This is a genomic window from Streptomyces sp. NPDC041796 (genome assembly GCF_055590785.1).
The window spans coordinates 487,223-503,676 of sequence record NZ_JBVJAH010000001.1; the positions used below are offsets into that span (position 1 = coordinate 487,223).

14 protein-coding genes are annotated in these 16,454 nt (G+C 71.5%); 12 read left to right on the top strand and 2 right to left on the bottom strand.

The features are described from left to right. The first annotated feature begins 50 nt into the window (after positions 1-50). Positions 51-1,052 carry a ketol-acid reductoisomerase gene (gene ilvC / locus ACZ6C1_RS02195; protein ID WP_469236828.1) on the top strand — a complete coding sequence of 334 codons (1,002 nt, stop codon included), beginning with the start codon at positions 51-53 and terminating at the stop codon, positions 1,050-1,052. Positions 1,053-1,289: 237 nt separating this feature from the next. After that, complete coding sequence (gene serA / locus ACZ6C1_RS02200) at positions 1,290-2,891, top strand: phosphoglycerate dehydrogenase (RefSeq protein WP_469236829.1); 1,602 nt, start codon at positions 1,290-1,292, stop codon at positions 2,889-2,891. Positions 2,892-2,951: 60 nt separating this feature from the next. On the opposite strand, the gene ACZ6C1_RS02205 is transcribed toward serA, so the two are convergent. Further along, positions 2,952-4,250 carry a PucR family transcriptional regulator gene (locus ACZ6C1_RS02205; protein WP_469236831.1) on the bottom strand — a complete coding sequence of 433 codons (1,299 nt, stop codon included), beginning with the start codon at positions 4,248-4,250 and terminating at the stop codon, positions 2,952-2,954. Between the two features lie 173 nt (positions 4,251-4,423). Here ACZ6C1_RS02205 and ACZ6C1_RS02210 point away from each other — a divergent pair, with 173 nt between their 5' ends. The 8 genes from ACZ6C1_RS02210 (at position 4,424) to ACZ6C1_RS02245 (ending at position 12,380) form a co-directional block, all read left to right on the top strand. After that, the gene (locus ACZ6C1_RS02210; RefSeq protein WP_469236833.1) at positions 4,424-5,350 is read left to right on the top strand and encodes a proline dehydrogenase family protein; all 927 of its coding nucleotides are present in this window, start codon (positions 4,424-4,426) and stop codon (positions 5,348-5,350) included. Between the two features lie 16 nt (positions 5,351-5,366). Beyond that, on the top strand, positions 5,367-6,998 hold the full coding sequence (gene pruA / locus ACZ6C1_RS02215) for an L-glutamate gamma-semialdehyde dehydrogenase (RefSeq protein WP_469236835.1): 1,632 nt from the start codon (positions 5,367-5,369) through the stop codon (positions 6,996-6,998). A gap of 231 nt (positions 6,999-7,229) precedes the next feature. Then, the gene (locus tag ACZ6C1_RS02220) at positions 7,230-8,453 is read left to right on the top strand and encodes an MFS transporter (protein ID WP_469236837.1); all 1,224 of its coding nucleotides are present in this window, start codon (positions 7,230-7,232) and stop codon (positions 8,451-8,453) included. Positions 8,454-8,497: 44 nt separating this feature from the next. Then, on the top strand, positions 8,498-8,878 hold the full coding sequence (locus ACZ6C1_RS02225) for a hypothetical protein (RefSeq protein ID WP_469236838.1): 381 nt from the start codon (positions 8,498-8,500) through the stop codon (positions 8,876-8,878). 141 nt (positions 8,879-9,019) lie between these two features. Next, complete coding sequence (locus tag ACZ6C1_RS02230; protein ID WP_469236840.1) at positions 9,020-9,565, top strand: GNAT family N-acetyltransferase; 546 nt, start codon at positions 9,020-9,022, stop codon at positions 9,563-9,565. A gap of 235 nt (positions 9,566-9,800) precedes the next feature. Then, positions 9,801-9,941: a hypothetical protein gene (locus ACZ6C1_RS02235; RefSeq protein ID WP_469236841.1), complete on the top strand. Its 141-nt coding sequence runs from the start codon at positions 9,801-9,803 to the stop codon at positions 9,939-9,941. A gap of 64 nt (positions 9,942-10,005) precedes the next feature. After that, on the top strand, positions 10,006-11,049 hold the full coding sequence (locus ACZ6C1_RS02240) for a 3-isopropylmalate dehydrogenase (protein WP_469236843.1): 1,044 nt from the start codon (positions 10,006-10,008) through the stop codon (positions 11,047-11,049). Positions 11,050-11,288: 239 nt separating this feature from the next. Beyond that, complete coding sequence (locus ACZ6C1_RS02245; protein WP_469236845.1) at positions 11,289-12,380, top strand: branched-chain amino acid aminotransferase; 1,092 nt, start codon at positions 11,289-11,291, stop codon at positions 12,378-12,380. 69 nt (positions 12,381-12,449) lie between these two features. Here ACZ6C1_RS02245 and ACZ6C1_RS02250 read toward each other — a convergent pair whose 3' ends face one another. Next, positions 12,450-13,880, bottom strand: a complete 1,431-nt coding sequence (locus ACZ6C1_RS02250) for a cytosine permease (protein WP_469236847.1) — start codon at positions 13,878-13,880, stop codon at positions 12,450-12,452. A 144-nt stretch (positions 13,881-14,024) separates the two neighbouring features. Between ACZ6C1_RS02250 and ureA the strand changes: the two genes are divergently transcribed. Both ureA and ACZ6C1_RS02260 read left to right on the top strand, forming a co-directional pair. After that, positions 14,025-14,732, top strand: coding sequence for an urease subunit gamma (ureA, locus tag ACZ6C1_RS02255; RefSeq protein ID WP_469236848.1), 708 nt, complete (start codon positions 14,025-14,027; stop codon positions 14,730-14,732). Then, on the top strand, positions 14,729-16,450 hold the full coding sequence (locus ACZ6C1_RS02260; RefSeq protein ID WP_469236850.1) for an urease subunit alpha: 1,722 nt from the start codon (positions 14,729-14,731) through the stop codon (positions 16,448-16,450). The genes ureA and ACZ6C1_RS02260 overlap by 4 nt, the downstream gene beginning before the upstream one ends. Positions 16,451-16,454: the final 4 nt, after the last annotated feature.

A 16,454-nucleotide genomic window follows, 5' to 3' on the forward strand; every position in this document is an offset into this window, starting at 1 on the left:
CTCCCCGCCGTACGGTGGGACGCAACATCAGCACACCAAGGAGAAACCCAGTGGCCGAGCTGTTCTACGACGACGACGCCGACCTGTCCATCATCCAGGGCCGCAAGGTCGCGGTGATCGGTTACGGCAGCCAGGGCCACGCCCACGCGCTGTCGCTCCGTGACTCGGGTGTCGACGTCCGCGTCGGTCTGCACGAGGGCTCCAAGTCCAAGGCGAAGGCCGAGGAGCAGGGCCTGCGCGTGGTCACGCCCGCCGAGGCCGCCGCCGAGGCCGACCTGATCATGATCCTGATCCCGGACCCGATCCAGGCCAAGGTCTACGAGGAGTCCATCAAGGACAACCTCAAGGACGGCGACGCGCTGTTCTTCGCCCACGGCTTCAACGTCCGCTTCGGCTTCATCAAGGTCCCGGCCGGTGTCGACGTCGCTCTCGTCGCCCCCAAGGGCCCGGGCCACCTGGTCCGCCGTCAGTACGAGGAGGGCCGCGGCGTTCCGGCGATCGCCGCCGTCGAGCAGGACGCCACGGGCAACGCGTTCCAGCTGGCGCTCTCGTACGCCAAGGCCATCGGCGGCACCCGCGCGGGCGTCATCAAGACGACCTTCACCGAGGAGACCGAGACCGACCTGTTCGGCGAGCAGGCCGTGCTGTGCGGTGGCACCTCGGCGCTGGTCAAGGCGGGCTTCGAGACCCTGGTCGAGGCCGGTTACCAGCCGGAGATCGCGTACTTCGAGTGCCTCCACGAGCTGAAGCTGATCGTGGACCTGATGTACGAGGGCGGCCTGGAGAAGATGCGCTGGTCGGTCTCCGAGACCGCAGAGTGGGGCGACTACGTCACCGGCCCGCGGATCATCACGGACGCCACCAAGGCCGAGATGAAGAAGGTCCTCTCCGAGATCCAGGACGGCACGTTCGCCAAGAACTGGATGGACGAGTACCACGGCGGTCTGAAGAAGTACGACGAGTACAAGACGCAGGACTCCGAGCACCTGCTGGAGACCACCGGCAAGGAGCTGCGCAAGCTCATGAGCTGGGTGGACAACGAAGAGGCGTAAGCCCCGCGCGGCGGGTCCGGACCTGGTGTCCGGGCCCGCCCCTCTTCATTGGACCGGTTGTCCAACCACGGACGGGTGATCCTTCCGCCACGGCGGAAAAGATGGCACCCACCCGCACTACACTTCTCAACACATACGCGTCAGGCCCACAGCGTCGTGCGTCTTCCACGCGGCAAGCCCCCTCCACCGCCTGCGGCCGTCGGGACGGCCGTCCGCACTGGACTTGTGAGGACCCACGTGAGCTCGCATCCCCCCAAAAAGCCGGTAGTACTGATCGCCGAAGAGCTGTCGCCCGCCACCGTCGACGCGCTCGGCCCCGACTTCGAGATCCGGCACTGCAACGGCGCCGACCGAGCCGAACTGCTGCCCGCCATCGTGGACGTGGACGCCGTCCTCGTGCGCTCCGCCACCAAGGTCGACGCCGAGGCGATCGCCGCCGCGACCAAGCTCAAGGTGGTCGCCCGCGCGGGCGTGGGCCTGGACAATGTCGACGTCTCCGCCGCCACCAAGGCCGGTGTGATGGTCGTCAACGCGCCGACGTCCAACATCGTCACCGCCGCCGAGCTGGCCTGCGGTCTGCTGGTCGCCACCGCGCGCAACATCCCGCAGGCCAACACCGCCCTCAAGAACGGCGAGTGGAAGCGGAGCAAGTACACCGGCGTCGAGCTGAGCGAGAAGACCCTCGGTGTCGTCGGTCTCGGCCGTATCGGCGTCCTGGTCGCGCAGCGCATGTCGGCCTTCGGTATGAAGATCGTCGCCTACGACCCCTACGTCCAGCCGGCGCGCGCCGCGCAGATGGGCGTCAAGCTGCTGACGCTGGACGAGCTGCTGGAGGTCTCCGACTTCATCACCGTCCACCTGCCGAAGACCCCCGAGACGCTCGGCCTGATCGGCGACGAGGCGCTGCACAAGGTCAAGCCGACCGTCCGCATCGTCAACGCCGCGCGTGGCGGGATCGTCGACGAGGAGGCGCTGTACTCGGCGCTCAAGGAGGGCCGGGTCGCGGGCGCGGGCCTCGACGTGTACGCGAAGGAGCCCTGCACGGACTCCCCGCTGTTCGAGCTCGACCAGGTGGTCTGCACCCCGCACCTGGGCGCGTCCACGGACGAGGCGCAGGAGAAGGCCGGTATCGCAGTCGCCCGCTCGGTCCGCCTCGCCCTCGCCGGTGAGCTGGTCCCGGACGCGGTCAACGTCCAGGGCGGTGTCATCGCCGAGGACGTCAAGCCGGGTCTGCCGCTCGCCGAGCGCCTGGGCCGGATCTTCACCGCGCTGGCGGGCGAGGTCGCGGTCCGGCTCGACGTCGAGGTGTACGGCGAAATCACCCAGCACGACGTCAAGGTGCTGGAACTGTCCGCGCTGAAGGGCGTGTTCGAGGACGTCGTCGACGAGACGGTCAGCTACGTCAACGCGCCGCTGTTCGCGCAGGAGCGCGGTGTCGAGGTGCGGCTGACGACGTCGAGCGAGTCCCCCGACCACCGCAATGTGGTGACCGTGCGCGGCACGCTGTCGGGCGGCGAGGAGGTGGCGGTGTCCGGCACGCTGGCCGGTCCCAAGCACCTCCAGAAGATCGTCGCCGTCGGCGACTACGACGTGGACCTGGCGCTCGCCGACCACATGATCGTCCTGCGGTACGAGGACCGTCCCGGCGTCGTCGGCACGGTCGGCCGCGTCCTCGGCGAGGCCGGTCTGAACATCGCGGGCATGCAGGTCGCCCGTGCGGCGGAGGGCGGCGAGGCGCTCGCGGTCCTCACCGTCGACGACACGGTCCCGCAGGCGGTGCTAACGGAGGTCGCCGAGGAGATCGGCGCGACGTCCGCCCGCTCGGTCAACCTCGTCTGACCGTTCATACGTTCCTTCCCGGACCGGCCCGGTGCCTCGGCGCACCGGGCCGGTCCCGTTTCACAGCCGGGCCGCCTTCAGGGCCATATGGAGCAGGAGGCGGTCCTCGCCGTCGTCGAGGTCCAGGCCGGTGAGGTTTTCCACGCGCGAAAGGCGGTAGTAGAGCGTCTGGCGGTGGATGCCGAGGGTCGCCGCGGTGCGGCCCGCCTGGCCCGCGCTGTCGAGGAACACCTCGGCGGTGCGGGCCAGTTCCGCATGGGCGGGCGTGAGCAGGGGGCGGACGGCCCGGTCGTGGGGCGGGGCCGCCGGGAGCGCCGCCAGGAGGCGGTACGGGCCGATCGACGCCCAGGGGGCCAGCGGGCCGAACCGGGGCTCGGCCATGGCCGCCCGGGCGGCGGACAGCGCCTCCCGCCAGGCCTCCCCGAGGTCGCCCACCCCTCGCCTCGCGTCGGCCACCCCGGCGACGACCCCGCTCGCCCCGCGCGCCGCCCACGCGGCGGTGGGCGTGGCAGGGGCGCTGCCCGCAGCGTCCATCAGGCGGGTGGCGGCCGTGAACGCCGGGGCGGGGGAGTCGGCCGAGCGGAGCCGCACCAGGGCGGCGAGGCCGTGGGCGGCCCCACCGGGCGCGGCGGGCCCCGGTTCGGGAGCCCCGCGTCCGTCCGCCGCCGGAGCGGCCGACCGGGGCGCCCCCGGAGCACCCGTGTCCGCCGCGCCCGCGTGCGGCTCCCGCGCCGCCCACGGCACCGAGCAGAGGGCCGCGACACCGGGCGCGGTGCGGATGGACGGCGTGTCCGGACCCGGCCAGGGGGCGACGCACACCAGGGCGTGCAGGCCGTCCACGTCCGGTCCCAGCGCCGTGCGGAGGGCGGCGAGGGCCATGTCGTACTGCCAGCCGCGCTCGGCCGTCAGGACCGCCCGCAGCTCGCGCGAGAGGTCCGCGTCCGCCCGCTCCTCGTCCGCCAGCAGCGCCCCGATCCGCTCGGCCACCCGCATGGCCGCCGTCAGCCGGTCGGCCGAAGGGCCCGGGTCGGCGTCGAGGAGCCATACGTACCCGAGTGCGACGCCCCGATGGCGTACCGGCAGGCAGATCCGGCCGCGGAACACGCCGGCGTCCGGGGCGGCCGGGATCCGCACCGGGCCGGTCGCCCGGGTGATGCCGAAGCCCTCGAACCAGGCCCGCACGGCGGGCGTCGACTTGCGGGTGAGGATCGACCGCGTGCGGACCGGGTCCATCGCCGTGTCGTCGTCGCTGTCGTGGGCCCCGAAGGCGATCAGCCCGAAGTCGCGGTTCTCCAGTGTCGCCGGGGCGCCCAGCAGCGCCGAGATCTCATCGACCAGCTCTTGGTAATCGGCCTTCACCCGGACATTCTGCCACTCGTTCAGACATCTGTATGAGATGCCAGGCTCGGATGCGTGACAGCTGTCGATGGCCCAGCATCGGAGCGATCCTTAGGTTTCACGGTGGTTCTCCGTGCCGATACGGATTCGTTCCGTTTCAGCCCCCTTCAACCCGTGTTCCGTGGAGGTGCCCCGTGCTGGGTCCCGTGATCCTTGCCGCGTCGCGCAGTGACAAGATGCGCCGCTTCGTCTCTGCCGCCCCGGGCACCAAGCAGGTCGTCGGCCGGTTCATCGCCGGTGAGACGGTCGAGCAGGTCATCCCGATCGTCCGTGAGACGACGGCCAAGGGCCTCGAGGTCACGCTGGACGTGGTGGGCGAGGACATCACGACCCGCCAGCAGGCCTACGACGCCCGCGACGCCTACATGGAGCTCATCGAGCACCTGGAGGACCTCGGGCTGGGCGCCAGGGCCGAGATGTCGGTGAAGCTCTCGATGTTCGGCCAGGCGCTGGACGGTGGCCATGAGCTGGCCCTCGCCAACGTCCGCCCGGTCGTCGAGGCCGCGGCCTCCATCGGCACCACGGTCACGCTGGACGCGGAGGACCACACCACCCTCGACTCGATGTTCGCCATCCACGAGGAGCTGCGGAAGGACTTCCCGCAGACCGGCTGCGTCATCCAGGCGTACCTCTTCCGCACCGAGGAGGACGCCCGTCGCCTCGCCGCGAACGGCAGCCGCGTCCGGATCGTGAAGGGCGCCTACAAGGAGCCGGCCTCCGTCGCGTACCAGGACAAGGCGGAGATCGACAAGGCGTACGTCCGGATCCTGAAGATCCTGATGGAGGGTGACGGCTACCCGATGATCGGGTCGCACGACCCGCGTCTCATCGCCATCAGCCAGGAGCTCGCGCGCCGTGCCGGGCGCAAACTGGACGAGTACGAGTTCCAGATGCTCTACGGGATCCGCAGCGACGAGCACGTACGGCTCGCCGCCGAGGGTCACCGGATGCGCGTCTACACCGCGTACGGAACCGACTGGTACGGGTACTTCATGCGCCGCCTCGCGGAGAAGCCGGCCAACCTGCTGTTCTTCGTCCGCTCGATGATCACCAAGAACTGAAGGAGTTACGGAACTCATGGACGCTGTGACCCAGGTCCCCGCTCCGGTCAACGAGCCGGTCCACACCTACGCCCCCGGTTCGGCCGAGCGCACCCGCCTCGAGGCCAAGCTCAAGGAGCTGTCCGAGAACCCGATCGACCTGCCGATGACCATCGGCGGCGTCAAGCGGATGGGCGGCGGTGAGCGCGTGAACGTCGTGCAGCCGCACAACCACGCCAAGGTCCTCGGCACCTTCGCCGGCGCCACGCAGGCGGACGCCCAGGACGCCATCGACGCCGCGCTCGCCGCCGCCCCGGCCTGGCGCGCGATGTCCTTCGACGACCGCGCCGCGATCATCCTGCGCGCCGCCGAGCTGCTGGCCGGCCCGTGGCGCGAGACCATGGCCGCCTCGACCATGCTGGGCCAGTCGAAGACGATCCAGCAGGCCGAGATCGACACGCCGTGCGAGCTGGTCGACTTCTGGCGCTTCAACGTCAAGTACGCCCGTGACCTGCTCGCCGAGCAGCCGCCGGCCAACGCCCCGGGTGTGTGGAACCGCCTCGACCACCGCCCGCTGGAGGGCTTCGTCTACGCGATCACGCCCTTCAACTTCACGGCCATCGCGGGCAACCTCCCCACCGCCCCGGCCCTCATGGGCAACGTGGTGGTCTGGAAGCCGTCCCCGACGCAGACCCACGCCGCCGTGCTGCTCATGCAGCTCCTGGAGGAGGCCGGCCTGCCCAAGGGCGTCATCAACCTGGTGACGGGCGACGGCATCGCGGTCTCCGAGGTGGCGCTGAACCACCCGGAGCTCGCGGGCATCCACTTCACCGGCTCGACCAAGACCTTCCAGCACCTGTGGAAGACGGTCGGCAACAACATCGAGAAGTACCGCGGCTACCCGCGCATCGTCGGTGAGACCGGTGGCAAGGACTTCGTCGTCGCCCACCCGAGCGCCGACCGCGCCGTCCTGAAGACCGCGCTGACCCGCGGCTCCTTCGAGTACCAGGGCCAGAAGTGCTCGGCCTCCTCGCGCGCGTACATCCCGGCCTCGATCTGGAACTCCGGCTTCAAGGAGGAGTTCGCGGCCGAGGTCGACGGCATCAGGATGGGTGACGTCACCGACCTGACGAACTTCATCGGCGCCGTCATCGACGAGCGGTCCTTCGCCAAGAACAAGGCCGCCATCGACCGCGCCAAGGCCGACCCGACCTGCACCGTCGTCGCCGGCGGCACGTACGACGACTCGGTCGGCTGGTTCGTGCGCCCGACCGTCATCGAGTGCACGGACCCGGCCAACGAGGTCTTCACGACCGAGTACTTCGGCCCGATCCTCGCGGTGTACGTCTACGAGGACGACGACTACGACGCGATGCTGGAGCAGATGGAGTCGGTGTCCGCGTACGCGCTGACCGGATCGGTCATCGCGAACGACCGCGCCGCCGCCGCGTACACGATGGAGAAGCTGCGGTACGCCGCGGGCAACTTCTACATCAACGACAAGTCGACCGGCGCCGTCGTCGGCCAGCAGCCCTTCGGCGGTGGCCGCGCCTCCGGTACGAACGACAAGGCGGGCGCCCCGCAGAACCTGATGCGGTGGACGCTCACCCGCGCCATCAAGGAGACGCTGGTCCCGCCGACGGACTACACGTACCCGCACATGGGCTGACGCCCACCCCCTGAGCACCGCCCCCCTCCGGCCCCCACGCCGGTCGGGGGCGGTCCCTCGTCCGGGACTCCCCACTCCGGTCGCGGGCGGTCCCCCACCCGGAACATACGAATTCCGAGCGGCCGCGGACCGCTTCGGTGGTGCGATGCTCCGGGATCGTCCGGTTCGCTCCCCCCGGGACCGTTCCGGGATTAGCGTCCCCCCGGTCCACCACAGCCGGGGGGTCTCGCCATGTCCGCCACCACGGGCCTCCGGGCCGTCTTCGCCGTCGCGGGCGTCGGCCTGCCCGTGATCTCCTTCCTCGCGCGGCTCCCCGCCGCGCTCTGTCCCATCGGCACGCTGCTGATGCTGACCGAGCTGAACGGCATCGGGCAGGCGGGACTCGTCGCGGGCCTGCTGTGGACCGGTCAGGCGGCGGGCGGCCCGCCCATCGGGCGGCTGGCCGACCGGTTCGGCCACCGGCCGGTGATCCTGGTCGCCTCACTGGCGAACGCCGCCGCGATCGCCGCCCTGGTGGCCTCGGTGCTCACCGGGGCGGCGGCGGCCGTTCAGGCGGTCCTCGCCGCGCTGGTGGGGATGACCATCCCGCAGGTCGGGCCGCTGTCACGGACCCGGTGGATCGTGCTCACCAGGTCACGGCCGGCCGAACTGACCGGGCGGGCGCTCTCCTTCGACACGATGGTCGACGAGGTCGGCTTCATGGCCGGGCCCGCGCTCGCCGGAACGGTGGTGGTACTGGTCCACCCGGTGGCGGGGATGGTGCTGGCGGGAGCGCTGATCGCGGTGTTCGGCGTGCTGTTCGCGCTGCATCCCACGGCGCCGCCCGGTGGTCCACGGACGCGGACGGCCGGCGTACGCCTGCTGTCGCCGGGGCTCCTGGTGCTGTTCGCCATGGCTCTGCTCCAGGGCATGGTGTGGGGCAGTGCCAACGCGGGCGTCAGCGCGCTGGCGAAGCACCTGGGTGACTCCGGGGCGGCGGGGTTCGTGTGGGGCGCCATGGCGGTGACGAGCGCCCTCGCGGGGCTGGCCACCACCGCGATGCCGGGCCCCTGGGACCTGACCGTACGGCTGCGCCTGGCGATGGTGGCGCAGGCGGCCCTGCTCTTCCCGCTGCTGACGGTGGACGGCTGCACCGGGGCGGCGCTGGCCGTCGCCGGGGTCGGCGTCGCCGTGGCGCCGCACCTGATCGCCCTGTTCGGTCTGGCCGAGCGCGTGGCGCCGCTTTCGCGCATGGGGGAGGCGATGGCGCTGCTCGGCAGCGGGCTCATCGTCGGCCAGGGCGTCGCGGCCCTCGCTTCCGGCCGGCTGGCCGAACGGTGGGGCCACGGGGCGGCGTTCGGGTTCAGCTGCGCGGCGGGCGTGGTGGCGGTCGCCGTGGCGCTGACCTTCGTACGCCGTCCGGCGTTCGCCGTGGCGGAGGCCGGGCCGCGACTCGCGGCCGTACCGCGCGGTTGAGCGGCCGTCAGTTTGCCGGGCCGCTGAGCGGTTACCCGCACACCATGGCTGACACGAACAAGACTTCGACGACCAAGACCGCCTCACGCAACGGCACGGCGACCAAGGACCGGGCGCAGGACGCCGCGAAGTCCGCGTCGCAGACCGCGCGCGGTGGCAAGGAAGCTCTCGCCGGGCTCGGCGGCGCGACGACAGAGAAGGCCAAGTCCGCCGCCAGGACCGTCCAGTCCGCCGTCAGCACGGCGGCCGGGCAGACCGTGGGCAAGGCGGGCGTCGCCTGGACGCTGCTGAAGGCCCGGAAGGCCATCGCCGCCGGCGCGGGCGCGGGTGTGGTGACCGTGGTGGCGTCCTCGTACGCCCTGGGCCGCCGGGCCGGACTGCGTCAGCGCGGGCCGCTGTCCCGGCTCACCGGTGGCCGCCTCTGACGGCGGTCGACGGCGGGGCGGCCGGGGCCGGAACGGGCCGGTGGCGGCGCGGTCGGTGGCGGGGCGCGGAGCGAGGACCCGGGCGCGGGCGGTGGCCGGTTCTTCACCACGCGCCCCGTCGGCGCTGCCAGAGTGAGCCGTATGACCGACTCCTTGCACACGGCTCACACCTACGAGCTCGCCCCCGCCGCCCTCGCCGGGATACGGGCGATGCTGAACGAGGCGTTCGACGGGGACTTCACCGACCAGGACTGGGACCACGGGCTCGGCGGCGTCCACGCGTACGTCGAGGACGAGCACGGTATCGCCGCGCACGGCAGCGTGATCATGCGCCGGGTGGCGCACGCCGGCCGCTCGTACCGCGTCGGTTACGTGGAGGCGGTCGCCGTCCGCGCCGACCGCCGGCGCCAGGGTCTGGGCGGCCGGGTGATGGCGGCGCTGGAGGAGGTCGTCGACGGGGCGTACGCGTTCGGCGCGCTGTCGGCGTCGGACGAGGGGGCGGAGCTGTACCGGGCGCGCGGCTGGCAGCTCTGGAACGGCCGTGTCGAGGTGTACGGGCCCGGCGGTGTGGCGCACCTGCCGGAGGAGGAGGACTCCACGTACCTGCGGCCCGCGGCGGGCCGTCCGCTGCCTGCCGTGGACGCGGGGGCGCTGCTCTTCGACTGGCGAGACGGCGACGTGCTGTAGACCTCGGGTCCCTGTTCGAGCGGGGCTCCACCGCCGCCCGTCTCAGATAGTAGGAAGTCCGAGTAATTGTGGAGACAGATGCTCCGCGACCGCTTAGCTTTGTAGGAGCCGAACGTCTCGCTCCATCAAGCGAACGGCGGACGAGAGCCCCGTGCCCCTGGCAGGCAACCCCTGCGGCCGTGCTCCCCGCCCCTTCCGGCGCCTCGAATCATCTGATCTCAAGGAGTCGATCGTCATGGCCGCTGAGACCGTCGTTCGCCGCGTCCGCCACACCGCCCCCCGCCCCACCGACACCGAGCGCCGCAACGCCGCCGCCGCGCTGCAGCGCGCGCTCGACCGGCGGGACAACGGCGGGGCCACGGGCCACGCCCACTGACGCGCCCCGTCCACATTCCGGAACGCTCATGTCAGGCTCTGGGACGGAGGAGTAGGGTGCGGACATGTCTCGCAGCATCAATCTCGCAGTGGTCCCCGGTGATGGCATCGGCCAGGAGGTCGTGGCCCAGGGCCTGAAGGTCCTTCGCTCCGTTCTCCCGCAGGATGTGAAGCTGGAGACCAAGGAGTACGACCTCGGCGCCCAGCGCTGGCACCGCACCGGGGAGACCCTCCCCGACGCGGAGCTGGAGTCCCTCAAGACGCACGACGCCATCCTGCTCGGCGCGATCGGCGACCCCTCCGTCCCCTCCGGTGTCCTCGAACGCGGGCTGCTGCTCAAGCTGCGCTTCGCCTTCGACCACTACGTCAACCTGCGTCCGTCGAAGCTCTTCCCCAACACCGCCACCCCGCTGGCCGGCCGTCCCGACATCGACTTCGTCGTCGTCCGCGAGGGCACCGAGGGCCCGTACACCGGCAACGGCGGTTCGCTGCGCACCGGAACCCCGGCCGAGGTGGCCACCGAGGTCAGCGTCAACACGGCGTACGGCGTGGAGCGTGTCGTCCGTGACGCGTACGGGCGTGCCAACGCCCGCCCGCGCAAGAAGCTGACGCTGGTGCACAAGAACAACGTCCTGGTCTACGCCGGCCACATGTGGAAGAACATCTTCGACAAGGTCGGCCAGGAGTATCCCGAGGTCACCACCGACTACCTGCACGTCGACGCCGCGACGATCTTCTTCGTCACGCAGCCCGAGCGCTTCGACGTCATCGTCACCGACAACCTCTTCGGCGACATCCTGACCGACCTCGCCGCTGCCGTGACCGGCGGCATCGGCCTGGCCGCGTCCGGCAACATCAACCCGACGGGCGAGTTCCCGTCGATGTTCGAGCCCGTCCACGGGTCCGCGCCCGACATCGCGGGCCAGGGCAAGGCCGACCCCACCGCGACGATCCTCTCCGTCGCGCTGCTCCTGCGCCACCTCGGCTACGAGACCGAGGCCGTCCGCATCGAGGAGACGGTCGCCGCCGACCTGGCGGAACGCGACCCGTCGGCGCCGCGTACGACGGACGAGATCGGCGACGCGCTCGCGGTACGCGTAGCGAGCTGACCCGCCGACTGAGGATCACCAGACACAGCCGCCGGGTCGCACACGGACCCGGCGGCTTCTCCTGTGCGGCCCCGGGTGCCACCATCAACCCTGGACCGCACTCCAGCCGTTTCATTGCACGGGCCACGCGCGCGATAATCGAACGCGGGGCCGCGGCATGCGGGATAGCTCGGACGTCCTAGCAGATGTAGCGGCGTGAGCGCGGTCCGTCACACACAACGGTGAAGGACACAGCACTCATGACGACGACGCCCACGATCGAGCTCAAGCCCTCCTCGAACCCGCTGTCCGACGCGGAGCGCGAGGCGATTCTGGCCAACCCCGGTTTCGGCCGCCACTTCACCGACCACATGGTGACGATCAAGTGGACGGAAGGGCGCGGCTGGCACGACGCCCAGCTCACGCCGTACGCGCCGCTCTCGATCGACCCGGCGAACATGACCCTGCACTACGCGCAGGAGATCTTCGAGGGTCTCAAGGCGTACCGTCGCCCCGACGGCTCGGTCTCGCTGTTCCGGCCCGAGGCCAACGCCGAGCGGTTCCAGAGCTCGGCCAAGCGCCTGGCCATGCCGGAGCTGCCGGTCGAGACGTTCGTCGCCGCGTGCGACGCGCTGGTCCAGCAGGACCAGGCATGGGTGCCGCCGCACGGTGGCGAGGAGTCGCTCTACCTGCGCCCCTTCATGATCGCCAATGAGGTCGGGCTCGGTGTCCGCCCCGCCAACGAGTACCTCTTCATCGTCATCGCCTCGCCGGCCGGCGCGTACTTCCCGGGCGGAGTGAAGCCGGTCTCGATCTGGCTCTCCGAGGACCGCGTCCGCGCCGTCCCGGGCGGCATCGGCTTCGCCAAGACCGGCGGCAACTACGCCGCGTCCCTGCTCGCCCAGGCCGAGGCCGCGGCACGGGGCTGCGACCAGGTCGCCTACCTCGACGCGGTCGAGCACAAGTGGGTCGAGGAGCTCGGCGGCATGAACCTGTACTTCGTGTACGACAAGAAGATCGTCACCCCCGAGCTCACCGGCTCCCTCCTTGCCGGCATCACCCGTGACTCGCTCCTCCGGCTCGCCGTCGACCTCGGGTACGAGGCGGAGGAGAGCCGCATCTCCATCGACCAGTGGCGGCGCGACACCGAGAACGGCACGCTCAAGGAGGTCTTCGCCTGCGGCACCGCGGCCGTCATCACCCCGGTCGGCACGGTCAAGTCGGCCGGCGGTGAGTGGACCCAGGGCGACGGCCGGCCGGGCGAGATCACGCTGAAGCTCCGCAAGGCGCTGCTGGACATCCAGACCGGCGCCGCCGAGGACGTCCACGGCTGGACCCACAAGGTCGGCTGACGCCTTCGTACGTACGAGAGCGCCCGCGCCTCCCGCTCGGAGGCGCGGGCGCCGTCGCGTCGCCGCGCGTCAGGGCGCGGCGGTCTCGGGTTCGGGCGCCGGGAGGGCGACCGGGGCCGAGGTCTCGGAGGTGGCGGTGAGCGCCGCGTACGCCGCACCGCCCACCAGGCCCGACAGGATGAAGCTCACGTCGACGCCGCCGGTCAGCGCCGGCAGCGGACCCTCGTAGAGCGGTGTGGACACGGCCGAGAGGCCCACGGCCGCGCCCAGCGCCCAGGACAGCGTGGCGCGGGGATGCCAGCCGGCGCGGAACCAGTAGATCCCGCCCTTCGCCCGCCGGTTGAAGACCTGGAGCGCCTCCGGGTCGTACCGCCCGCCGCAGCGGCGGTGGCCCATCAGGGTGATGACCGCCCACGGCGTACCGATCGCGGTCAGCAGCAGCACGAACGACGTCATCGCCGATCGCGCGTCCCACGCGAAGTGGCCCACGAACACGAACGCCGTGGCGAGCGCCGCGACGACCAGCGTGGCCGTGGCCCGTGTGGCGCGTGGCACGATCGCGTCCAGGTCGAGGCCCATCGAGTAGAGCATCAGCCCCGCGTTCCCCACCGATCCGGCGCTCGCCGCGACCAGCAGCGGCAGCAGGAACCACGGGGCCGCCGTGTCGACCAGCGGCCCGGCGTAGTCCAGGCCCGCCCGGGCGGCCAGCGCGGTGAACGTGCCGAACAGCTGCGGCAGGAGCAGGCCGGCGAACAGGCCCAGACACGTCGCCCGCAGCACCGCGCGGCCGCTGTGCCGCCGGGGCGAGACGTACCGCGTGTAGTCCCCGAGCAGGGTGATGAAGGCGACCGGCCCGCTCAGCCCCGCCGCCACGGTGGACATCAGCCACGTCGGCCAGAAGGAGCCCAGCAGGTAGGGGGTGGCCGGTGGCGGCGCTGCCGTGAAGTCGCCCGCGTACGCCAGGACGCCGAGCAGCAGGAGCCCCGTCATGCCGACGGCGAGGTACCGGCTGATTCGCAGCAGCAGCCGGTAGCCGTACACGGCGGCGATCACGGTGCAGCCGGCGAGCAGCACGTACACGAGGGTGTGCGCCAGCGGTCCGGTCGGCACGCCGAAGAGCCGGGACAGCGTGCCGAGCATCACGTCACCGCCGATCCACAGCGTCAGCGCGGTGTAGCCCAGCGACAGCAGCAGTCCGACGACCGAGCCGACGAGCCGGCCCCGTACGCCGAAGAAGGCGCCGCTTGACGTCGACAGGTTGGTCGCCGTGCGCAGCGAGACCAGGGCGAGCGGGGCGGTGACGGCGACGCCGACGACCGTCCCCACGACCACGGAGGTGACCGCCGGCCACAGGCCGAGCCCGAAGGACACCGGCAGCCAGCCGAAGACGATCACACCGAGGCACAGGTTCGAGCCCAGCAGGATCGAGACGAGGTCCCGTGGCCCGCTGGTGCGCTCCGCCTCCGGGACGGTGTCGACTCCGCGCTGTTCAATCGGCATGGGCGTCCTCCCTGCTCTGCTCGTCGACCTGTGGGAATGCTTTTAGAGCGACGTTCAATGTGACTCATGCCCAGCTACCACGTCAATGCTTTCATCCCTCGAAGCTTGTGATTAGAGTGTTGCTCAAACAGGAGGTGTGGTGACGTGCGACTGACCCCCACGGAACGCGACCGGCTGCTGATCTTCGGCGCCGCCGAGCTCGCCCGGGCCCGCCGGGCCCGTGGCCTGAAGCTCAATGTCCCCGAGGCGACCGCCCTCATCGCGGACACCGTCTGCGAGGCGGCCCGCGACGGGCGACGGCTCGCCGAGGCGATCGAAGCCGCCCGCTCGGTGCTCGGCCCCGACGACGTCCTGCCGGGCGTCGCGGACGTCGTGACCGAGGTCCATGTCGAGGCCGTCTTCGACGACGGCTCCCGGCTCGCGGTCGTCAGCGACCCGATCGGCGGAGGCAGCCAGGACAGCGACGCCCCCGGCGCGCTGCTGCCGGGGCCGGAGCACTCCGACCCCGAGCCCGTGGTGAGCCTGAGGGTCACCAACACCGCCGGCGTGCCGGTCTCCGTGACCTCGCACTTCCACTTCTTCGAGGCCAACCCGCGGCTCGACTTCCCCCGCGCCCGGGCCTACGGCATGCGCCTCGCCGTCCCCGCCGGATCATCCGTGCGGTTCGGGCCCGGCGAGAGCGAGGAGGTCGGCCTGGTGCCGATCGGCGGCGACCGCGTCGCGATCGGCTTCGCCGGACTGGTCGACGGGCCGCTGGACGCGCCGGGCGCCCGCGAAGAGGCACTGCGCCGCGCCGCCGCCTGCGGCTACCTCGGCGTACCGGAAACGACCGATCAGGAGGCCGAGCGATGAGCCGCCCCGGAGGCCACCCCGCCGAGGCGCGCCGCCTCACCCCCCACGAGTACGCCGCCACCCACGGCCCGCGCGCCGGCGACCGCGTCCGCCTCGGCGACTCCGGCCTCACGGTCCGAGTCGAGTCGGACGGGCAGAAGCCCGGCGACGAGTTCCTCGCCGGCTTCGGCAAGACCGCCCGCGACGGACTGCACCTCAAAGCCGCCGCCGTCCGCGACACCTGCGACGTCGTGATCAGCAACGTCCTCGTCATCGACGCCGTCCAGGGCATCCGCAAGGTGTCCATCGGCATCCGCGAGGGCCGCATCCACGCCATCGGCCGGGCCGGCAACCCCGACACCCTCGACGGCGTCGACGTCGTCGTCGGCACGGGCACCTCGATCGTCTCCGGCGAGGGCCTCATCGCCACCGCCGGAGCGGTCGACACCCACGTACACCTGCTGTCACCCCGCATCATGGAGGCCTCGCTCGCCTCCGGCGTGACCACGATCATCGGCCAGGAGTTCGGCCCGGTGTGGGGCGTCGGCGTCAACTCGCCCTGGGCGCTCCGCCACGCCTTCAACGCCTTCGACGCCTGGCCGGTCAACATCGGATTCCTCGGCCGCGGCTCCTCCTCCCACGAGGCACCGCTGATCGAGGCGCTCGCCGAGGGCGGGGCCTCCGGCTTCAAGGTCCACGAGGACATGGGCGCCCACACCCGGGCCCTCGACACCGCGCTGCGGGTCGCCGAGGAGTACGACGTCCAGGTCGCCCTCCACAGCGACGGCCTGAACGAGTGCCTCTCCGTCGAGGACACCCTCAAGGTGCTGGAGGGCCGGACCATCCACGCCTTCCACATCGAGGGCTGCGGCGGCGGCCACGTCCCCAACGTCCTCAAGATGGCCGGCGTCCCCAACGTCATCGGCTCGTCGACCAACCCCACCCTTCCCTTCGGACGGGACGCGGTCGACGAGCACTACGGAATGATTGTCTCCGTACACGACCTGAAGACCGACCTGCCCGGCGACGCGGCCATGGCCCGCGACCGGATCCGGGCCGGGACGATGGGCGCGGAGGACGTCCTGCACGACCTCGGCGCGATCGGGATCACGTCGTCGGACGCGCAGGGCATGGGAAGGGCCGGCGAGACCGTACGCCGGACCTTCGCCATGGCCGGGAAGATGAAGGCCGAGCTGGGCCCCCTGGAAGGCGACGGGGACGGCGACGACAACGCCCGTGTCCTGCGCTACATGGCCAAGCTCACCATCAACCCGGCGATCGCCCACGGCCTCGCGCACGAGGTCGGCTCGATCGAGGCCGGCAAGCTCGCCGACATCGTGCTGTGGCGCCCCGAGTTCTTCGGCGCCAAGCCACAGCTCGTACTGAAGTCGGGCTTCCCCGCGTACGGGGTCGTGGGCGACCCGAACGCCGCCACCGACACCTGCGAACCGCTCGTCCTGGGACCGCAGTTCGGCGCGTTCGGGGCGACGGCCGCCGACATCTCGGTGGCCTTCGTCTCCGGTGCCGCCGCCCAGGCCGGGAACGACCTGATGCCCACCCGCCGCCGCCGGGTCGCCGTACGCGGCACGCGCGGCATCGGCCCCGGCGACCTGCTGCTCAACTCCCGCATCGGCGAGGTCGCGGTCGACGGCCGCACCGGGCTCGTCACCCTCGACGGCGACCCGGTCCGCTCCGACCCGGCCGACTCCGTCTCCCTCAACCGCCTCTACTTCCTCTGAGGAC

What these genes read in the sequence shown, in the direction of transcription:
- ACZ6C1_RS02245 (WP_469236845.1), top strand. Translation starts at nt 11,289, where the DNA reads ATGACGACGACGCCCACGATCGAGCTCAAGCCCTCCTCGAACCCGCTG.
- ACZ6C1_RS02240 (WP_469236843.1), top strand. Translation starts at nt 10,006, where the DNA reads ATGTCTCGCAGCATCAATCTCGCAGTGGTCCCCGGTGATGGCATCGGC.
- pruA (WP_469236835.1), top strand. Translation starts at nt 5,367, where the DNA reads ATGGACGCTGTGACCCAGGTCCCCGCTCCGGTCAACGAGCCGGTCCAC.
- ACZ6C1_RS02220 (WP_469236837.1), top strand. Translation starts at nt 7,230, where the DNA reads ATGTCCGCCACCACGGGCCTCCGGGCCGTCTTCGCCGTCGCGGGCGTC.
- ACZ6C1_RS02235 (WP_469236841.1), top strand. Translation starts at nt 9,801, where the DNA reads ATGGCCGCTGAGACCGTCGTTCGCCGCGTCCGCCACACCGCCCCCCGC.
- ACZ6C1_RS02260 (WP_469236850.1), top strand. Translation starts at nt 14,729, where the DNA reads ATGAGCCGCCCCGGAGGCCACCCCGCCGAGGCGCGCCGCCTCACCCCC.
- ACZ6C1_RS02225 (WP_469236838.1), top strand. Translation starts at nt 8,498, where the DNA reads ATGGCTGACACGAACAAGACTTCGACGACCAAGACCGCCTCACGCAAC.
- ACZ6C1_RS02250 (WP_469236847.1), bottom strand. Translation starts at nt 13,880, where the DNA reads ATGCCGATTGAACAGCGCGGAGTCGACACCGTCCCGGAGGCGGAGCGC.
- ACZ6C1_RS02230 (WP_469236840.1), top strand. Translation starts at nt 9,020, where the DNA reads ATGACCGACTCCTTGCACACGGCTCACACCTACGAGCTCGCCCCCGCC.